Origin of the sequence: Rhodococcus sp. DMU2021, assembly GCF_019641445.1 — a bacterium.
Taxonomy (GTDB): Bacteria; Actinomycetota; Actinomycetes; order Mycobacteriales; family Mycobacteriaceae; genus Rhodococcus; species Rhodococcus pyridinivorans.
This window is the reverse complement of the sequence record NZ_JAIFKB010000003.1, coordinates 474,257-491,657: the sequence shown is the minus strand read 5'-3', so window position 1 is coordinate 491,657 and position 17,401 is coordinate 474,257. Positions and strand designations below refer to the sequence as shown.

Genomic DNA, 17,401 nt, shown 5'->3' with positions numbered 1-17,401 from the left:
GGAAATCATCCGCTGCCTGAAACGGTATCTCGTTCGGCAGCTCTATCCACTCATCGTCCAGACGCTGCAGCCTCGACGCCAAACGACCGCCGCTTGACAGCAAGTCAATAGGAGTGTCGCAGTTGAGGGGGTGGGTGGCTGAGCGCGTCGGTCGCCGGATGAAAGTCGAGGCCTTCCGATGATGGAAGCTCTCACACTGACCATCCGCCGGAAGACCTCGACGTGCACCACGCTACCTTCGCGACCCCCGACCTGACCGTCTTCTTCCACCTCGACGAGCTCGGTCTTGTGGCCGTCGGTCAGCTGCTCGAGCCGGATCGCGCGGTGATCGAGTGCCGCGTCGCCGAGCCGGACCCGTGGTGCCGGGGATGCGGTAGCCGGGCGCTCTCGCGCGGGACGGACACGCGGCGTCTCGCCCACGAGACATCCTCGCGTTCTTCGACCGGACCGGCACGTGCAACGGCCCGACCGGGACCGTCAACGGGTGCCTGGAGCGCCTCCGCGGCTCGGCCCTGAACTTCCGGAACCTGACGAACCTCATCCGGTCGAGACAGCTGAGGAAGGCTCCGCCTCGGTGCGCCTGGTGGACACGCACGCTTCCGAATAGCCCTGTGGCTCGGGACCATCCGTCCAGCGCTGGGGCGAGTTTCGACAAGCCTCCCGCTAGGTCCACCGTTCGGAAGACATTCCTCGCGGGAGACTTCCTCGCAGCAGCTCTTCTTGTCGTTCTGCAGCGGCCCCGCGCGTCGCGAGGCCGCTGCATTCTCACGATCTCAGCCCGCCGAGCCGGTGGACGTGTACAGCGTCATGCCCCAACCCACCGTCGTGCGCTCGGGTTCCGCGAGGCCGGCCGCCTCGAACAGTGCCAGGTGGTCCTCGTGCGTACGACCACCGCCGCCGCTGAGCGCGAAGTCGACGAGATCGTCCTCGTAGTCGTGCTCACCGGCGATGTCGTCGAGCACAGTGCCGAAGACGAGGACCCGGCCGTCCGGATTCAGTCCCGCCGCCGCCTGCTGCAGCACGTGCACGGCGTCGGCATCGGGCAGTTCGTTCAACCGCCCGGTCAGCAGCACCGCGTCGACCGGTTCGGGGCGGGTTTCGAGCATGCTGCCCGGCGTATAGGCGACGCGCTCGTGCTCGCTGTGGACGCGACGCAGGACCTCGATCTCCGACGGGGCGGCCACCACGGTCGCCCGTACCGACGGATTCGCCGTGACGAGGGCGTGGGCGTAGGAACCGGCGGCCTCACCGGAGACCGCGATCGTGGAGACATCGGAGGGCACCTTCGCCGCGAGGGCACTGGCGAAGTAGACGGCCATTTCGGCTTCCTGCTCGTACCGATCCGTCAGGAGAGCGGTGTCGTCTGTGACGCGCTGCGCGAAGCTCTTGCCGAACCGATGTGCGTCGTCCCCGCGACCCGTGCGGACGGCAGCGAGCAGTGCGAGCATGCCCGCCAGTTCCCGCTGCGCGTGCACACCGTCGAGTCGCAGTTCCTCGAGGTGGTGGTCGTCCTCGAGTTCACGGCCGACGCCGGTGAGCCGGAACCGGCCCTCGCCCAGATCCTCGGCCACCCCCACGGCGACGAGATAACGGAGGAGTTTGCCCAGACCGGTGCGGTCGGTCCCTGTCTTGGCCACGAGTTCGTCGAGGGTGCGCGGCGACGCGTCGAAGGCCGTCGCCAGTCCGATGGTCGCTGCGACCCGCAGCGCGAAACCCGGTGCGATCTCGGCCAATTCGTCGAAACGGTCGCGTTCGTCCTCGGTCGCCTCGAAATCGGGCAGGGAGGCGTCGGCCTCCGACACCGCGACTTCCTGACGACGCCAGTAGCCAGTGACCTCCACCTGTTCCTTCGGCAGGCCCTTCTCATTGCGCAGCCACCGCCGGATCGGGGTGAGCGTGAGGGCCTCACCGGCCACCCACGCGAAGACCGTGCCGTCCCACCACTCGGCGGCCCGGAGGGCATCGAACAACAGGGTGGTCGTGCCCGGCTCGGCGCCGTCGCGGCTCAGCCAGGTCAGCTCCACACCGGCGGGAACGGGAAGATCCTGCCGATTCGAGTCGTCGGCGATCTCGACGAAGATCCGGCCGCGTGCACCCTCCGGCCAGTTCTCGAGCCAGCGCCCGATGGCCGGCAGCGCCGTCTCGTCGCCTGCCACGAGCGTCCAGTCCACGCCCTGCGGGTGTCCGGCCGACGACTTCGGTCCGGCGATCTGGATGGTCTCACCGGGTTCCGCGCGGTACGACCAGCTCGACGCGGGACCCACGCCGTGGCGCACGAAGTCCACGTCGATCTCGCCGGCGACCGGATCCCAGCGCCGGACGGTGTAGGTGCGCATGAGCAGCTTCGGATCGCGCGGCCAGTTCACCACGCCGTCGGCCTGGGTGGGGCCGAGGGCCTCGTCGAGTTCGGGATGCTTGAACATCAGCTTGAACTCGTCGTCCACACCGTCGGACCGGAACGCCTCCACCGGGAATCCGTTCGGCGCGACGTGCGCCCGCAACTGTTCGCCCCCGAGGGTCACCCGCCGCATCCCGGGGCTCACGTCCGTCACGCGGAGCACCTTCAGGTACCGCGTGGTGATCGGGAAGACCTCGAGGGGGCGAAGACTACGGGCCATGGGTGCGTTCTCCTCGGCAGGGGATCGTGGACGGCGGAACGACCGGTCTCTCCGCCCGCGCGGTGACCTGCGTTTAGGCGAACCTTACTTCAGAGGGCATCCGTCTGCCGCGACCCGTCCTGGCCCGCGCGACGACCGTTCGCGTACATCTCGTCGACGAGACTGGCGTACCGGGCGAGCACGCGATCCCGGATCGGACGCCCGGCCGGGTCGAGATCGTCGGTCTCCAGCGGCTCGCTCACCGTGACGAAACGGCGGATGCGTTCCCACGGATCCGATCGGGCGTCGAGCTGTTCCAGCGCGGCCGCGACGACCGGTTCCGGCGCGGTGGTGAACACGAGACCGACGCAGTACGGGCGCAGCTCCCCGGCCACGACGAGTTCGCTGCCCGGACACATCCGGCGCCAGCGGTCGGCGAGCGCGGTGGGGCCGACGTACTTTCCGGTGCTGGTCTTGAAGGTGTCCTTGCGGTGCCCTGTCACGACGACGAATCCGTCGGCGTCGATCTCGGCGAGATCGCCCGTGTGGAACCAGCCGTCGGCGTCGAGCGCGGCGGCACTCTCCGCGGGATCGTCGTGGTAACCGGTCATCACTCCGGGACTCCGAATGAGGAGTTCGCCGGTGTCGGCGATCCGGACCTCCGTGCCGCGCAGTGGTCGGCCGACCGTGCCGGGGCGGTGCGCGCCGAGCAGGTTCGCGCACGACGGTCCGGAGGTCTCCGTGATCCCGTAACACTCGAGCACCGGTACACCGAGCTGCTCGAACCGCCGGGCGACGTCTTCGGACAATCGCGCCGATCCGGAGACGACGAAGCGGAGCCGACCCCCAAGCTCGTCCCGTTCCAGCCGGGCGATCTTCTCGAGCACGTGCGGGACCGATCCCAGGAAGGTCGGCCGGACCGTGCGCAGATTCGCGGTGACGCGGTCGGCGCGACCGTCGACGGCGGTGCTCACACCTGTGTGCATGGCCATGAGCAGCAACGACCGGCCGAAGACGTGCGCGAGCGGCAACCACAGCAACTGACGGTCGGACGACGAGATCATCCCGGTCTGCGCGACGGCACGGGCGCCGTAGGTCGTGCCCCGGTGGGTCAGGCACGCGCCCTTGGTGCGGCCGTCCTCGCACGCCGTGTATATCAGCGCGGCCTCGTCATCCGGGGACAACGCCGCGATCCGTCGCTCCACGACGTCGGGGTCGGTGCGCAGCAGACGGCGCCCTTCGTCGGCGAGCTTGTCGAGTCCGTCGATGCCCAGGACGTCGGTGGCGGCGACCGGCCGGTCGGCGACGGTGAGGACGGTGTGCGCACGCCGGATCTGCGACCGCACCTCGTCGTCGCGGGTCGCCGGGTAGATCGGGACGGTGACGCCGCCCGCGCACGCGATCGCGAGGTCGGCGACGACGGTCCGATAACAGGTCGTCGCGCAGATCGCGACCCGCGATCCGGCTCCCACACCCCGACCGATCAGTCCCGCCGCGAGGTCGAAGACCTCGCGGCGTACGTCCGTCCACGTCGAAGGACGCCACCGTTCACCGTCCGGGCACAGGTAGGCGACGGAGTCGGGGGAGCGGGACACCCGGTCGAGCAGCAGACCCGGCACGGTCGCGGGGAACCCGTCGCGACCGTCGATCGCGGTCGCGGTGCCCGTCGTCGCGCGGGGGTCCGCCACTGTTCGTAGCACCTCCCACGGACGAGGAATCGATGTCGCCCCAGTGATCGGAATGTTACCGCCGGCCGGGGTCCGAGGGGCCGAAGTGGCGCAGTACGCGATGCACGCGTCGGCAGGGGCCGGGGCTCCTCCGGGAAGGCGCCGGTGGACGCCGATATCGTGGGCATGTGAGTCCCGCTGCCCGTCGCCCTGAGGTCCTGATCGCCGAGCTGCGCGACGTCCTCACCGGTCCGCTCGCGGAGATCGCGCAGCGATTCTCCACCTATGTCGACGACCTCGCTCCGCACAGTGCCCTGGTGATCTTCACGAGGGAATGCACCGGCCGGCCGCGGAAGGTGGCCGGCGACCCGTCGATCGTCGACCGGGTGACCATCGCCGAGCTGGACCGGGTGCGGAACGACCTCGTCGCGGGGGAGATCCGCCGCGGCAGCTTCCGTCTCGCTGGTCGCGATCGTGAGGTGTGCGCGATCCTCGACAGCACCGACACGCTACTGGTGTTCGTGCCTCGCGGGGCCCGGGCCACCTCCGCGGCCCTCGTTCTCGTGCGGGCGGCGTTCGGGGTGGTCGCGACCGGCATCCGGTTGCAGGTGCACACCGCCAGCCCGGCATATCTCGCGGAATCGCGGGCCGCCTCCGCGGAGCGGGCCCGCACCGTCGCCGAGCTCACCGAATCCCATGCCGTGACCCTCGAGACGATCCTCGCGACCCTGCGGTCGAAGGATCTCGACGACACCCGTGCCCGGACCACGGCGCGGGAAACGGCGACCGAGGCCCTGATCGGCCTGCGATCGGCGGTGGACCTGCACCGCGAACTCGCGGAGGAGGCACTGACCACCGCGTTCGCGCGACTCCACGGTGAACTGCGCGATCTGGTGCGGCACCGCCCGCTCGACCTGCAGATGGTCGCTCCGCCGGTGGGTGGACGGGGACTGCCCGGCGAGGTCGCGCACGCGGCCCGCGCGATCGCCCGGGGCGCCGTGCTGGCGATGTCCGGTCAGACCGACGTGACGCGGGTGCGCGTCGCGTGGACCTGCGACGACTCGACCCTGCTGGTGGACGTGCGTGACGACGGCAGCGGCGAGATCGACGTCGTCGAACTCGGGCGCCAGCTCCGCGACCGCGTCGAAACCCTCGGCGGTGGAATCGAATCCGAGTCGACCCCCGGCTGGGGCACACGGATCGCGGTGAGCTTCCCGCTCGACCTGCCGATCGCTGCGACGGACGGACCCGCTCTCGATGCGCTCGCCGCGCTCGCGCCCCGGGAGATCGAGGTCCTCGAACATCTCGTGGCCGGACGGCGCAACCGCGTCATCGCCGAACGTCTCGGCGTGAGCGAGTCGACGGTGAAGTTCCACGTGGCCGGCGTACTACGAAAACTCGGCGTCAGCACTCGCGGTGAGGCCGCGGCTCTCGGTGCAGAGGCCGGGGTCCGCGCCGCGGGCTGACGCCGAGTTCTCGGTCGGCGGGTGGCCCGTCGAGGACGGTCAGGCAGCCGGTGCCGGCGACGTGGTCGTCGGGGCGACGGTCGTCGTGGGCGTTCCGGAGGAGGTGGTCGACCCGGCGCCCGTGGTGGTCTCGCCCGTGGCCGGAGTCGTGGTCTCCGACGGGGTGGAGACCGGAGCCGTGGTGGTCATCGGGGTGGGCGTGGCTGTCGTCACGCCCGCTTCGGGTGCAGGCGGGGCCACCGGTGCAGCGGGGTCGCCTGCGGGAGCCGGGACAGCGTCGACGGGGGTGGGCACGCTGCTGTCGGCGACCGTCGCATCGTCGGTCACAGTCGAGGACGGCGAGGTCTCCGGCGTGGTGGACGCCTCGGCGGTCTCGGCCTTCGCCGTCTCCTCGGCGATCATCAGCACCGCGGCCTTGTCGACCTTGTTCGCATCGACCGCGTTGCCCTCCTTGGCCTGGCGGGCCAGGTGCTCGAGCCAGGCGGCGGCGTACTCGACGGTGGACGTGCCCTTGCCGTCGATGTCGTCGTCCCAGTAGTCGAAGTGGTGCCCGTAGTGGTCGTCGTTCTCACGGTCGTAGCCGAAGGTCTGGTCGTACGGGTCGGCAAGCACCACCGCGAGGGTGTTCTGGTTGCTCCGGATGAACCCGACGACCTCCTTGACGATCTTCTCCGGCAGGTACGCGAGGTTCGACAGACGCTCCGCGGGGATCGGCGCCTCGGCACCGTCCTCACGGGTGGCGCCGGAGTCGGCGTCGGCAGCCACAGGCGTGGTGGGGCGGGCGGCGGGATCGTAGCTCGGGTCGGAGACCTTGATCAGCACCTCGAGGAAGGTCTCGTCCGACCGCATCCAGTCCGGATTCGCCGAGATGTCGGCGAGGGCGAGCAGCGCGACCCGGCCGACGACCTGGGCCAGGTCGGCACCGGTCGCGGGGGTCAGTCCCTCACGCTCGAGGGCGTCGCCGTTGACCTGACGACCCACGTTCGCGAGCAGTTCGATCAGCGCGATGTTCTCGGGTGCCGAGCACGTGAAGTCGCCCTCGGAGCAGAACGAGGCGACCTTGCCGGCGAGATGACCGAAACCACCGTTCGTGTCGGGGAGGACACCGCGTCCGGAAACGGCGTCGCTGCCCGGCTGGTAGGGGCGATCGAAGCCGTCGGGGTTCGTGCCGTTTTCCGCGCCGGGGAAGAAGCCTTCTCCGGCCTCGCGGCCCGCGTCGGAGAGGATGACCACGCCGCTGACGGCGTCGGGATCGATGATCTCCCAGGAACCGTCCTCGCTCTGCTCCTGCGCACCGATCTGCATCGCGGCGCGGCGCGCGACGTCCGCGCCCTCGCTGAACCCGACGATGGCGAACTGGGTGTCGGGGCAGGACCGCCGGATGGCCTTCATGACCTCGATGGTGTTCTCGGCGCCCTTGTTCACGGCGTTCTCGTAGCTGGCGAGGTCGGCCGGGTACTCGATGTAGATGGCCGCGTAGCCGTCGCCGGCCTCGTGGTTCTCGAGCGGTGCGCTGATGACCGGCTCGACCCAATGGCTGCGGTAGGCGCCCTGCTGGGCGGCGGGAAGGCGGTTGCCGTTCTCGTCGACGAGCATCTTCGACTCGTCGCGAGGGATGTCACCGCGACCGCCGATACCCAGGCTGACCATGTCGTGACATTCGGTGGTCTTCGCCAGGCCGGCGAGGTACGGGTCGGCAACGGTGGGGGTGTCCTGTTGCGGAAGCACGATCGCGGCCGCTGCCACGACTCCGAGCGCGGTGGGGGCGAAGACGCCGGCGAGAATCCGCCGACGCGACAGCGACTTTCGAAGTGCCATGGGCCTCTACCAATCCGTTTCTGACCGAGGAATTGCCGGCCCGCCGAAGTGCGGCGGGTCGTAACGGATTTCGTGAAGGTCGCTCGCAGCGTTACATCGACACGGGTTTACCGAGGTGGCGACGGAGAAATGCAGGCGCGAACACCGAGCCGCGAAATCCAAGGGAAATGCGCCAATCGGACAATTCGAGTTCGCCGCTCAGCGACTGGCCGTTCGGCTGGGTCGGGCCCGCCGAACGATCAGGAGCAGAGCGCCGCGGGAGTGGCTAGGGTCGGAATCACCGGAAGTCGGAAACACCGGATACTGCCGGTCGCATCACGAAACGGAGACAGCATGTCGCAAACAGTCCGCGGAGTCGTCGCTCGCTCGAAGGGAGCGCCTGTCGAGGTCGTGCCCATCGTGATCCCCGATCCCGGCCCCGGTGAGGTCGTCGTCGCGATCGCCGCGTGCGGCGTGTGCCACACCGATCTGCACTACCGCGAGGGCGGCATCAACGACGAGTTCCCGTTCCTGCTCGGCCACGAGGCCGCCGGTGTCGTCGAATCCGTCGGTGAGGGCGTCGACTCGGTCGCCGTGGGCGACTTCGTCGTCCTGAACTGGCGCGCGGTGTGCGGCCAGTGTCGCGCATGCAAGCGCGGTCAGCCGCAGTACTGCTTCGACACCTTCAACGCCACCCAGAAGATGACACTCGAGGACGGCACCGAACTCACTCCGGCGCTGGGCATCGGCGCGTTCGCCGACAAGACCCTCGTCCACGCCGGTCAGTGCACCAAGGTCGACCCGAGCGCCGATCCGGCCGTCGTCGGCCTGCTCGGCTGCGGTGTCATGGCCGGTCTCGGTGCCGCCGTCAACACGGGCGGAGTCACCCGCGGCCAGTCCGTCGCCGTCATCGGCTGCGGCGGTGTCGGCGACGCCGCGATCATGGGTGCGCGCCTGGCAGGTGCCGTCACGATCATCGCCGTCGACCGCGACGACAAGAAGCTCGAGTGGGCCACCGACCTCGGTGCCACCCACACCGTCAACTCCAGCGGGGTCGACGCGGTCGAGGCGATCAAGGAGCTGACGGGCGGTTTCGGTGCGGACGTCGTCATCGACGCGGTGGGCAGGCCGGAGACCTACAAGCAGGCCTTCTACGCCCGCGACCTCGCCGGCACCGTCGTCCTCGTCGGTGTACCCACCCCGGATATGACCCTCAAGATGCCGCTGATCGACTTCTTCTCGCACGGCGGCTCGCTCAAGAGCTCGTGGTACGGCGACTGCTTGCCCGAGCGCGACTTCCCGACCTACGTCGACCTGTACCAGCAGGGACGCCTGCCGCTCGAGAAGTTCGTCACCGAGCGCATCGGCATCGACGACGTCGAGAAGGCGTTCGAGACGATGCACCGCGGTGAGGTCCTCCGTTCGGTGGTGGTCCTGTGAGCACCTCGCCGATCCGCGTCGACCGGGTCGTCACGTCGGGCACCTTCGCGCTCGACGGCGGCGAATGGGAGGTCGACAACAACATCTGGCTCGTCGGCGACGACTCCGAGGTCGTGGTGATCGACGCCGCGCACACCGCGCAGCCGATCATCGACGCCGTCGGTGGACGGAAGGTCGTGGCGATCGTGTGCACGCACGCACACAACGACCACATCACCGTGGCGCCGGAGCTGTCCGAGAAGCTCGACGCGCCGATCCTGCTCAACCCGGCCGACGACGTGCTGTGGGAGATGACCCACCCGGGTGTCGCGCACGGCACGCTCGAGGACGGGGAGCGGATCCGGGTGGCCGGAACCGACATCCAGGCGATCGCCACGCCGGGTCACTCGCCGGGTTCGACCTGCCTGTACCTGCCGGAAGCGGGTGAGCTGTTCACCGGCGACACCCTGTTCTCCGGCGGACCGGGCGCGACGGGCCGCTCGTTCTCGGACTTCCCGACCATTATCGGGTCGATCCGCGACAAGCTGTTCGTCCTGCCCGCGGAGACGAAGGTGCACACCGGTCATGGCGACGGCACCACGATCGGCACCGAGTCGCCGCACCTCGAGGAGTGGATCAAGCGCGGCAGCTGATGCTGCCGGTGCGCGGTTCCGGCGGCGGTTGCCGTCGGAACCGCGTACGAGCGCACGGCTAGTCTCACCACCATGGCGAAGAAGCAGATCCCGGTGATCGTGGTGGCCGGATTTCTCGGCGCGGGGAAGACGACGCTGCTCAACCACCTGCTGCGCAACACCCGCGGTGCGCGGATCGGTGTGATCGTCAACGATTTCGGTTCCGTCAACATCGATTCGATGATGGTGGCGGGGCAGGTCGACTCGATGGTCTCGCTGAGCAACGGATGTCTGTGCTGCGCAGTCGATGTCAGTGACATGGACGCGATGCTCGACAAGCTCGCCCACCGCTCGTCCGATCTCGACGTGATCGTCGTCGAGGCGAGTGGACTCGCCGAGCCCCGCAACATGATCCGGCTCGTCGCCGGTTCGGAGAACGAATACGTCTCCTACGGTGGCCTCGTGCTGGTCGTCGACGCGGTGGAGTTCGACGCGACCGCCGAGCAGCATCCCGAGCTCGAACAGCACGTGGCGCTCGCCGATCTGGTGCTGATCAACAAGACCGACCGGATCGACGGTGAGGCCCACGACGATCTGCTGACGCGCCTGTGCCGGCTCAACTCCCGCGCCGCGGTCGTCTCGACCGATCACGGTCGCATCGACCCGGCGTTGCTGTTCGACATCCCGGAGCGGCCGGGTCCGCAGCCGGGGGAGCAGCTCACCCTCGACCGGTTGCTCTACGAGCAGGACGACCACGAGCACACCCATCTGCACGACGGCTACGACGCGATCACCTTCGAGTCAGCAGATGCACTGCACCCCCGCGTGCTGGTCGATCTCCTCGAGAACCAGCCCGCAGGGGTGTTCCGTATCAAGGGATACGTGCGAGTCGCTGCCGGACTGGACACCGGCACCTATCTGTTGCACACCGTCGGCGACCACATCAGGTTCGAACCGGCGGGTCGCGGCGACGACGTGCCCGACGGGACGCAGCTCGTCGTCATCGGGGCCGATCTCGACTCCGACGACGTACGCGAGCGACTACGCCGCTGCGTGCCGACCGAACCGGTGTCCGCGGACGCGATGTACGCGATACACCGATTCACGCCCCGCTGAGGCGGAAGGCCGATTCATCCCGCTGAGGCGGAAGGCCGATTCATCCCGCTGAGGCGGAAGGCCGACTCACCCCCGCTGACGCGGGAGGCAGGCCCTTCGGCTCAGCGAGCGGCGGAGGTACGGCGCTGGGGACGACGACGGCCACCGGTGGCAGCTGCGGCGCCCTGACCGGCCGAACGCTGACCGCCGGCCGCGCGCTGCCCACCCGAGGAGCGCTGCCCATCCGAGGAGCGCTGACCACCGGCGGAACGCTGTCCGCTCGACGAGGAACGCTGACCCGAACCGGAGCCCTGGCGGGGAGCCGACGAACGGCGGCTGCCGCCGTTGCGCTGCGGACGCGACGGCGCGGAAGCCTGCTTCGGTGCCGGCGCGACGTACGGCGCGATCTCGCCGACGAGCTTCAGCACGTGCTCGGAATCCGCCGTCACCTTGATGGGGGTGACGTCGATGGCGGCCTTGCGCATGATGGCCGCGAGATCCCTGCGCTGGTCGGGTAGGACGACGGTGACGACGTCGCCGGTGCTGCCGGCGCGGGCCGTGCGACCGGAGCGGTGCAGGTACGCCTTGTGCTCGGCCGGGGGATCGACGTGCACGACGAGTTCGACGTCGTCGACGTGGACACCACGTGCGGCGACGTCCGTCGCCACGAGCACCCGCGCCTCACCCGACGAGAACGCGGCGAGATTGCGGTCGCGGGCGTTCTGGGAGAGGTTGCCGTGCAGGTCCACCGCTGGGATGCCGGAGTCGGTGAGTTGCTTGGCGAGCTTGCGGGCCTGATGCTTGGTGCGCATGAACAGGATTCGGCGACCGGTCCCCGATGCGAGGGTGCGGACGAGGTCCTTCTTCGTATCCATGCCCGCGACGTCGAAGACGTGGTGGGTCATCGCGGCGACGGGGGAGGTGGCCTCGTCGACCGAGTGCATGACCGGGTTCTTCAGGAACCGCTTGACGAGCTTGTCGACGCCGTTGTCCAGGGTGGCCGAGAACAGCAGGCGCTGACCGTCTTTCGGTGTCGCCGTCAGGATGCGGGTGACGCCGGGCAGGAAGCCGAGGTCTGCCATGTGATCGGCCTCGTCGAGCACTGTGACCTCGATGTCGTCGAGCGCCACGAACTTCTGGCGCATGAGGTCCTCGAGGCGGCCCGGGCAGGCGATGACGATGTCGACGCCGCGACGGAGGGCCTCGACCTGGCGCTTCTGCGACACGCCGCCGAAGATCGTGGTGACCTTCAGACCCGACGAATGCGCGAGCGGTTCGATGGCCGCGGCGATCTGGGTCGCCAGTTCGCGGGTGGGAGCCAGGATCAGGCCACGCGGACGGCCTGCCGCCCGGGTGCTCCTGCCGGCGAGGCGAGCGGCGAGCGGGATCGAGAAGGCCAGGGTCTTACCGCTACCCGTGCGTCCGCGTCCGAGCACGTCACGACCGGCGAGGGTGTCGGGGAGGGTGTCCACCTGGATGGGGAAGGGGCTGGTGATCCCGGCGTCGTTCAGCGTGGCGACGAGCGGGCGGGGCACCCCGAGATCGGAGAAAGATGTGGTCATGGAACAGCGCTGCCTTTCGATGCGGCGTGTGTGCACTCGACGGACCGTGTGCCCGTGGTGCTGTGCGATCGCCGCAAGGAAGGCCGGTGCATCTGTGCGTACTGCATCTGTGCATGCGGGCCGGGCACGATCCCGGGCCGCCGGTATCCCACGACGGTGGGCGTCGTCGTGACGCCCGAACCATGTCACCCTACCGCACGGGGTGCGTCAGTCCCTGATGTGACTACAGACCCACCCACTCCGAGGCACCCTCGGTGAAGTGCTGACGCTTCCAGATCGGCACTTCGGCCTTGATGCGTTCGACCAGTTCGGCGCAGGTGGCGAAGGCTTCTGCGCGGTGTGGGGCGGCGACCGCCGCGACCAGCGCGAGATCGCCGATGGTGAGATCGCCCACTCGGTGCACCGCCGCGACCGGGAGCCCGGACTTCGCCGCGACGTCCTCGCAGCACCGCCGCAGGAACGTTTCGGCATCCGGATGTGCCTGGTACTGCAGCGCGGTCACCGACTGTCCACCGTCGTGATTGCGGACGACACCGGTGAAGAGCACCACCGCACCGTGTTCGGCGCCTGCCACCGCGGCGTCCACCGCTGCGGGATCGAGCGGTTCCGAGGAGATCCGGGCCAGTAGTTCACTCATGAGCGCCGCCTCCTGCGACTTGTGCCAACAGATGGTCGAGGATCGGGTCGAGGGCGGCGAGACCGTCCTTCACCCCGCCGGGCGAGCCGGGCAGGTTCACGACGACCGTGTGGCCGACGAGACCGGCGACGCCGCGCGAGAGCACAGCGTGCGGGGTGGCCTCGAGTCCGCGCTGCCGGATCGACTCCGCGATGCCGGGCAGTTCACGATCGAGCAGGGCGAGAGTCGCTTCGGGGGTCGCGTCGGTCGGCGACGCCCCGGTTCCGCCGGTCGTCACGACCAGGGCAGGGCCCGGACGGACCGCGTCGGCGAGACCGGCTGCGATGTCGGCGTCCGCGTGGACGAGGGGACCGCGGACCGCGAATCCCTTGTCCTCGAGCCACGACCGGATGAGCGGTCCGGTGCGGTCCTCGCGGGTGCCCGCGGCGACACCGGTCGACGCGACGACCACGGCGGCGGAGCGTCCGGTCTTCTCCACGGGCTGTTCGCCGGCCCCGGGGGTCCCGTCCCGGCCGGGTGCGTCGTCACGGGTCCAGTGGCCGCGCTTGCCGCCCTCCTTGGAGATCAGCCGCACGCCGTCGAGAACGGCGGCCGGATCCACGGCCTTGACCATGTCGTGCAGGGTCAGGCCGGCGACGGCGACCGCGGTGAGCGCCTCCATCTCGACTCCGGTCGGGCCCTTGGTCTTCGCGGTGGCCTCGATCGTGATCGAGGTGTCGGTGAAGTCGAACATCACCTTCACCGACGACAGCGCCAGCTGGTGGCACAGGGGGATGAGCTCCCAGGTGCGTTTCGCCGCCGCGATGCCGGCGATGCGGGCCGTGGCCAGGACGTCGGCCTTGGGCATGTTGTCGGCGCGGACGAGCGCGACCACCTCGGGAGTGGTGACGAGTTCGCCTGCCGCCACGGCGATCCGTGTGGTGTCGGTCTTCGAGGAGACGTCCACCATGCGGGCGCGTCCCTGGTCGTCCAGGTGGCTGAGGTCGGTCACAGGATCCGTACTTTCACGAGGTCTCCGGCTTCGAGGGAGGTGGTGTCGGCGGGGATGTCGAGGAGCACGTCGGCGGCGGCGAGTCCGGCGACGAGATGCGACCCGTGCCCGCGGAAGGGGGTCACCCCCTTCTCGTCGAGTCGCCCGCGCAGGAACTGCCGGCGTCCCGGGATCGACGTGAGATCCTCGGTGAGCGGCAAGCTCTCGCACACGACGGGCGGATAGCCGGCGGCGGCCCGCAGTGCGGGTCGCGCGAACACCTCGAACGAGACGAGCGCGCTGACAGGATTGCCGGGGAAGGTCAGGATCGGCACGCCGTCGACCACGGCGGTGCCCTGAGGGCCGCCCGGCTGCATCGCCACCGAGACGAACTGCCCGCCCCGCGGCGCGAGCGTGTCCTTCACGACCTCGAAGTCGCCCTTCGACACTCCGCCGGAGGTGAACACGACGTCGGCGACGCCCACGGCATGTTCGAGCATCGTCACGAACTCCTCCGGATCGTCGTGGCAGTGGTCGATGGTCACGACGTCGGCACCGTTGGCCGACGCGCTCGCGGCCAGCGCCGGTCCGTTCGAGTTGAAGATCTGGCCCGGCCCGAGTTCGCTCCCGGCCGTGACGAGTTCGCTGCCGGTCGAGATGATCGCGACCCGCGGCCGTGCACGGACGGGGATCGAGGTGAGGCCGACGGCGGCGAGCGCGGCGATGTGTCGGGCGGCGAGGACCGTGCCCGCGGGAAGCAGCAGATCGCCCTTGCGGACGTCGGTTCCCGCCTCACGCACATAGGTTCCGGGCGTAACGCTGCGCTCGACGGTCACGCTGCCGGCGCCGTCCGAGTCGGGGGTGGTCGCACGGGTGTCCTCGACCGGGACGACGGCGTCGGCGCCGTCCGGGACGGGAGCGCCCGTCATGATCTTCAGCGCGTGCCCCGGTTCGAGTGCCGCGACGGTGTCGCCCGCGGCCAGCACGCCCTGGACGGGCAGGTCGGCGGGGGTCGACGCGAGATCGCCGGCGCGGACGGCGTAGCCGTCCATCTGGGAGTTGCGGAAGGGTGGCAGGTCCAGCGGCGACTCGACGTCCTCCGTGAGGGTGCGGTGCAGCGCGTGCGCGAGCGGCACACGCAACGGGCTCTTCTTCCGCAACGGGTCGAGCAACGCCGCCACGTGCTGTTCGTGTTCCTCCACGGACCGCCTGCCGCTCGTCATGCCGCCATCCTAGGCACACGAGGGCCGTGCCCCGCCGCCCACGACGCGCCGCGTGTGCCCCGTCTGTCCGGATGCGATGTCACGATCGGCGGTTGTGGGCATACTGGGCTGTATGAAAGCGATGGTCGTATGACAGCGGTGGACATGGGCATCCCGGTCGTGCGCGATCGCGCAGACGACGCGTCCGATCGGCCCGACGTGCCCGAGCTTCTCGATCGCTTCGGTCGCATCGCCCGCGACCTGCGCGTGTCCCTCACCGAGAAGTGCTCGTTGCGCTGCACCTACTGCATGCCGGCCGAGGGCCTTCCCGAGATTCCGCGCGACCAGCTGCTCGCGAGCGCCGAGATCGTGCGTCTGGTGGGCATCGCGACCGGTCGACTCGGTGTCCACGAGGTGCGCTTCACCGGTGGGGAACCGCTCATGCGCCGCGATCTCGAGGAGATCGTCGCCGGATGCGCGCAGCAGACGCCGGGGCTGCCGATCGCGCTGACCACCAATGCGGTCGGTCTCCGGCACCGTGCGCGGGCGCTGGCGGACGCCGGACTGACCCGCGTGAACATCTCCCTCGACACCATCGACCGCGAGCACTTCGCGCGGCTCACGCGCCGCGATCGGCTCGATTCGGTGCTCGACGGTATCCGCGCCGCGGTGGCCGCCGGACTGGGTCGGGTCAAAATCAACGCTGTCCTGATGCCGGAAACCCTCGAAGGTGCGGCCGATCTGCTCGCGTGGTGCCTGGACGAGGGCGTGGAACTGCGGTTCATCGAGCAGATGCCTCTCGACGCCGATCAGAACTGGGCGCGCTCGCAGATGGTGCCGGCCCAGCAATTGCTCGACGTGCTCGGGCAGCGGTTCACGCTCACGGAGACCGAACGCGAGGACCCGTCCGCGCCGGCCGAACGCTGGCTCGTCGACGGCGGACCGGCGACCGTCGGGATCATCGCGTCGGTTACGCGGTCGTTCTGCAGCGACTGCGACCGCACGCGGTTGACGGCCGAGGGAACGGTCCGGTCCTGCCTGTTCAGCGACCGGGAGACCGACCTGCGCGCCGCTCTGCGGGGCGGCGCCACCGACGACGAACTCGCCGCGCTGTGGCGCGGGGCGATGTGGAACAAGTGGGCCGGACACGGCATGGACGCGGCGGACTTCGCGCCGCCGCAGCGGAGCATGGGAGCTATCGGTGGCTGAGGTGACGACGGGGATCGAGGTGCGGTACTTCGCGGCCGCAGCAGATGCGGCCGGACGCGAGAAGGACACGATCGACCTGCCGGAAGGCGCCGATCTCGGCACGCTGCGTGCCGTCCTCGTCGATCGTTACGGCGCCGATATGGAGCGGGTCCTGTCGGTGGCGGCCTTCCTGCTCGAACCCGGCGACGGCGGCACGGGCGAACTCACCCGGGACCTCGGCCGGCCGGCCGGGTCCCGAGTGGACGTCCTGCCGCCCTTCGCGGGTGGTTAATCCTCACGCCACCAGGTGTCGAAGGGCGCCACGGGCATCACGCGCTTGTGCCGCGTGTCGAGGAACTTGGCCTCGAGGCGCTTGGCGAGGTCGTCGGTGACGTCCTTGCCCTCGAGATAGTCGTCGATCTCGCTGTAGGCCATGCCGAGCGCTTCCTCGTCAGGCAGCGCGGGACGGTCGTCCTCGAGATCGGCGGTGGGGATCTTGATCCAGGTGCTCTCGGGTGCTTCGAGTTCGCGCAGCAGCGCCGCACCCTGCCGCTTCGTCAGACCGGCCAGGGGAGTGATGTCGACGCCGCCGTCGCCGTACTTGGTGTAGAAACCGGTCACCGCTTCGGCGGCGTGGTCGGTGCCGACCACGAGGTAGCCGAGTTCTCCGGCGATCGCGTACTGGATCATCATGCGTTCGCGGGCCTTGATGTTGCCGCGCACGAAGTCGCGCAGACGCGTCTCGGTGCCGTACAGCGCGCGAGCCGCTTCCGAAGCCGTCGCGTCGGCGCCGGGCTTCACATCCACACCGAGAGTGCGATCGGCTCCGATGAACTCCAATGCGACGAGGGCGTCGTGCTCGTCGGCCTGCTTGCCGTAGGGCAGGCGGACCGCGACGAACTCCGCCGTGTGGCCCTCGGCGCGGAGCTTCTCCGCGGCGAGCTGGGCGAGCTTGCCGGCGAGGGTGCTGTCCTGCCCGCCGCTGATGCCGAGCACGAATCCCTTCGCGGGAGTGCTGCGCAGGTAGTCGGCGAGAAACTGCACCCGCGCGTCGATCTCGGCGCGCGGGTCGATGGAGGGTTTCACCCCGAGTTCTTCGATGATCCGATCGCGAAGGTTCGTCATCTTCACGACCCTAGCGTTCCTGTGTTACTGCTGCGATACAACGG

At 69.5% G+C, this 17,401-nt stretch carries 14 protein-coding genes and 1 pseudogene; 7 read left to right on the top strand and 8 right to left on the bottom strand.

Annotated features, from left to right (window positions below):
- Positions 1-222 precede the first annotated feature (222 nt).
- Positions 223-423: pseudogene (locus K3M35_RS08270) on the top strand (ISL3 family transposase); the annotation flags it as partial.
- A 350-nt stretch (positions 424-773) separates the two neighbouring features.
- Here K3M35_RS08270 and K3M35_RS08265 read toward each other — a convergent pair.
- Both K3M35_RS08265 and K3M35_RS08260 read right to left on the bottom strand, forming a co-directional pair.
- Entirely contained in the window at positions 774-2,618 is a 1,845-nt protein-coding gene (locus K3M35_RS08265; RefSeq protein WP_220666260.1) for a siderophore-interacting protein, read from the bottom strand.
- Positions 2,619-2,707: 89 nt separating this feature from the next.
- A complete protein-coding gene (locus K3M35_RS08260) occupies positions 2,708-4,285 on the bottom strand; it encodes a long-chain fatty acid--CoA ligase (protein ID WP_220666259.1) in 1,578 nt (525 codons plus the stop codon).
- A gap of 167 nt (positions 4,286-4,452) precedes the next feature.
- On the opposite strand from K3M35_RS08260, the gene K3M35_RS08255 reads away from it, so the two are divergent.
- Positions 4,453-5,730 (top strand): LuxR C-terminal-related transcriptional regulator, encoded by a 1,278-nt coding sequence (locus K3M35_RS08255; RefSeq protein WP_006550370.1) that lies wholly within the window; start codon positions 4,453-4,455, stop codon positions 5,728-5,730.
- A gap of 39 nt (positions 5,731-5,769) precedes the next feature.
- Here K3M35_RS08255 and K3M35_RS08250 read toward each other — a convergent pair whose 3' ends face one another.
- A complete protein-coding gene (locus K3M35_RS08250) occupies positions 5,770-7,548 on the bottom strand; it encodes a cutinase family protein (RefSeq protein WP_064061571.1) in 1,779 nt (592 codons plus the stop codon).
- 333 nt (positions 7,549-7,881) lie between these two features.
- Between K3M35_RS08250 and K3M35_RS08245 the strand changes: the two genes are divergently transcribed.
- The 3 genes from K3M35_RS08245 to K3M35_RS08235 all read left to right on the top strand — a co-directional run bounded on the left by K3M35_RS08245 (position 7,882) and on the right by K3M35_RS08235 (position 10,694).
- Positions 7,882-8,967, top strand: a complete 1,086-nt coding sequence (locus tag K3M35_RS08245; RefSeq protein WP_220666258.1) for an S-(hydroxymethyl)mycothiol dehydrogenase — start codon at positions 7,882-7,884, stop codon at positions 8,965-8,967.
- On the top strand, positions 8,964-9,599 hold the full coding sequence (locus tag K3M35_RS08240) for an MBL fold metallo-hydrolase (protein ID WP_006550373.1): 636 nt from the start codon (positions 8,964-8,966) through the stop codon (positions 9,597-9,599). The genes K3M35_RS08245 and K3M35_RS08240 overlap by 4 nt, the downstream gene beginning before the upstream one ends.
- 72 nt (positions 9,600-9,671) lie before the next feature.
- The gene (locus tag K3M35_RS08235; protein ID WP_220666257.1) at positions 9,672-10,694 is read left to right on the top strand and encodes a GTP-binding protein; all 1,023 of its coding nucleotides are present in this window, start codon (positions 9,672-9,674) and stop codon (positions 10,692-10,694) included.
- A gap of 101 nt (positions 10,695-10,795) precedes the next feature.
- Here the strand turns inward: K3M35_RS08235 and K3M35_RS08230 are convergent, their stop codons facing one another.
- From K3M35_RS08230 to glp, 4 genes are all read right to left on the bottom strand, one after another.
- Positions 10,796-12,235, bottom strand: a complete 1,440-nt coding sequence (locus tag K3M35_RS08230; RefSeq protein WP_220666256.1) for a DEAD/DEAH box helicase — start codon at positions 12,233-12,235, stop codon at positions 10,796-10,798.
- 223 nt (positions 12,236-12,458) lie between these two features.
- Positions 12,459-12,872, bottom strand: coding sequence for a molybdenum cofactor biosynthesis protein MoaE (locus K3M35_RS08225; RefSeq protein ID WP_071935379.1), 414 nt, complete (start codon positions 12,870-12,872; stop codon positions 12,459-12,461).
- Complete coding sequence (gene moaCB / locus K3M35_RS08220) at positions 12,865-13,863, bottom strand: bifunctional molybdenum cofactor biosynthesis protein MoaC/MoaB (RefSeq protein WP_217579641.1); 999 nt, start codon at positions 13,861-13,863, stop codon at positions 12,865-12,867. Before moaCB ends, K3M35_RS08225 begins: the two co-directional genes overlap by 8 nt.
- Entirely contained in the window at positions 13,860-15,065 is a 1,206-nt protein-coding gene (gene glp, locus K3M35_RS08215) for a gephyrin-like molybdotransferase Glp (protein WP_041803405.1), read from the bottom strand. The genes moaCB and glp overlap by 4 nt, the downstream gene beginning before the upstream one ends.
- Before the next feature lie 129 nt (positions 15,066-15,194).
- Here glp and moaA point away from each other — a divergent pair, with 129 nt between their 5' ends.
- On the top strand, positions 15,195-16,253 hold the full coding sequence (gene moaA / locus K3M35_RS08210) for a GTP 3',8-cyclase MoaA (protein WP_039586034.1): 1,059 nt from the start codon (positions 15,195-15,197) through the stop codon (positions 16,251-16,253).
- A complete protein-coding gene (locus K3M35_RS08205) occupies positions 16,246-16,524 on the top strand; it encodes a MoaD/ThiS family protein (protein WP_006550379.1) in 279 nt (92 codons plus the stop codon). The genes moaA and K3M35_RS08205 overlap by 8 nt, the downstream gene beginning before the upstream one ends.
- On the opposite strand, the gene nadE is transcribed toward K3M35_RS08205, so the two are convergent.
- A complete protein-coding gene (gene nadE, locus K3M35_RS08200; RefSeq protein WP_217579643.1) occupies positions 16,521-17,357 on the bottom strand; it encodes an ammonia-dependent NAD(+) synthetase in 837 nt (278 codons plus the stop codon). The genes K3M35_RS08205 and nadE overlap by 4 nt on opposite strands.
- Positions 17,358-17,401: the final 44 nt, after the last annotated feature.

What these genes read in the sequence shown, in the direction of transcription:
- K3M35_RS08245 (WP_220666258.1), top strand. Translation starts at nt 7,882, where the DNA reads ATGTCGCAAACAGTCCGCGGAGTCGTCGCTCGCTCGAAGGGAGCGCCT.
- glp (WP_041803405.1), bottom strand. Translation starts at nt 15,065, where the DNA reads ATGACGAGCGGCAGGCGGTCCGTGGAGGAACACGAACAGCACGTGGCG.
- K3M35_RS08230 (WP_220666256.1), bottom strand. Translation starts at nt 12,235, where the DNA reads ATGACCACATCTTTCTCCGATCTCGGGGTGCCCCGCCCGCTCGTCGCC.
- nadE (WP_217579643.1), bottom strand. Translation starts at nt 17,357, where the DNA reads ATGACGAACCTTCGCGATCGGATCATCGAAGAACTCGGGGTGAAACCC.
- K3M35_RS08225 (WP_071935379.1), bottom strand. Translation starts at nt 12,872, where the DNA reads ATGAGTGAACTACTGGCCCGGATCTCCTCGGAACCGCTCGATCCCGCA.
- K3M35_RS08250 (WP_064061571.1), bottom strand. Translation starts at nt 7,548, where the DNA reads ATGGCACTTCGAAAGTCGCTGTCGCGTCGGCGGATTCTCGCCGGCGTC.
- moaA (WP_039586034.1), top strand. Translation starts at nt 15,195, where the DNA reads ATGACAGCGGTGGACATGGGCATCCCGGTCGTGCGCGATCGCGCAGAC.
- K3M35_RS08235 (WP_220666257.1), top strand. Translation starts at nt 9,672, where the DNA reads ATGGCGAAGAAGCAGATCCCGGTGATCGTGGTGGCCGGATTTCTCGGC.
- K3M35_RS08265 (WP_220666260.1), bottom strand. Translation starts at nt 2,618, where the DNA reads ATGGCCCGTAGTCTTCGCCCCCTCGAGGTCTTCCCGATCACCACGCGG.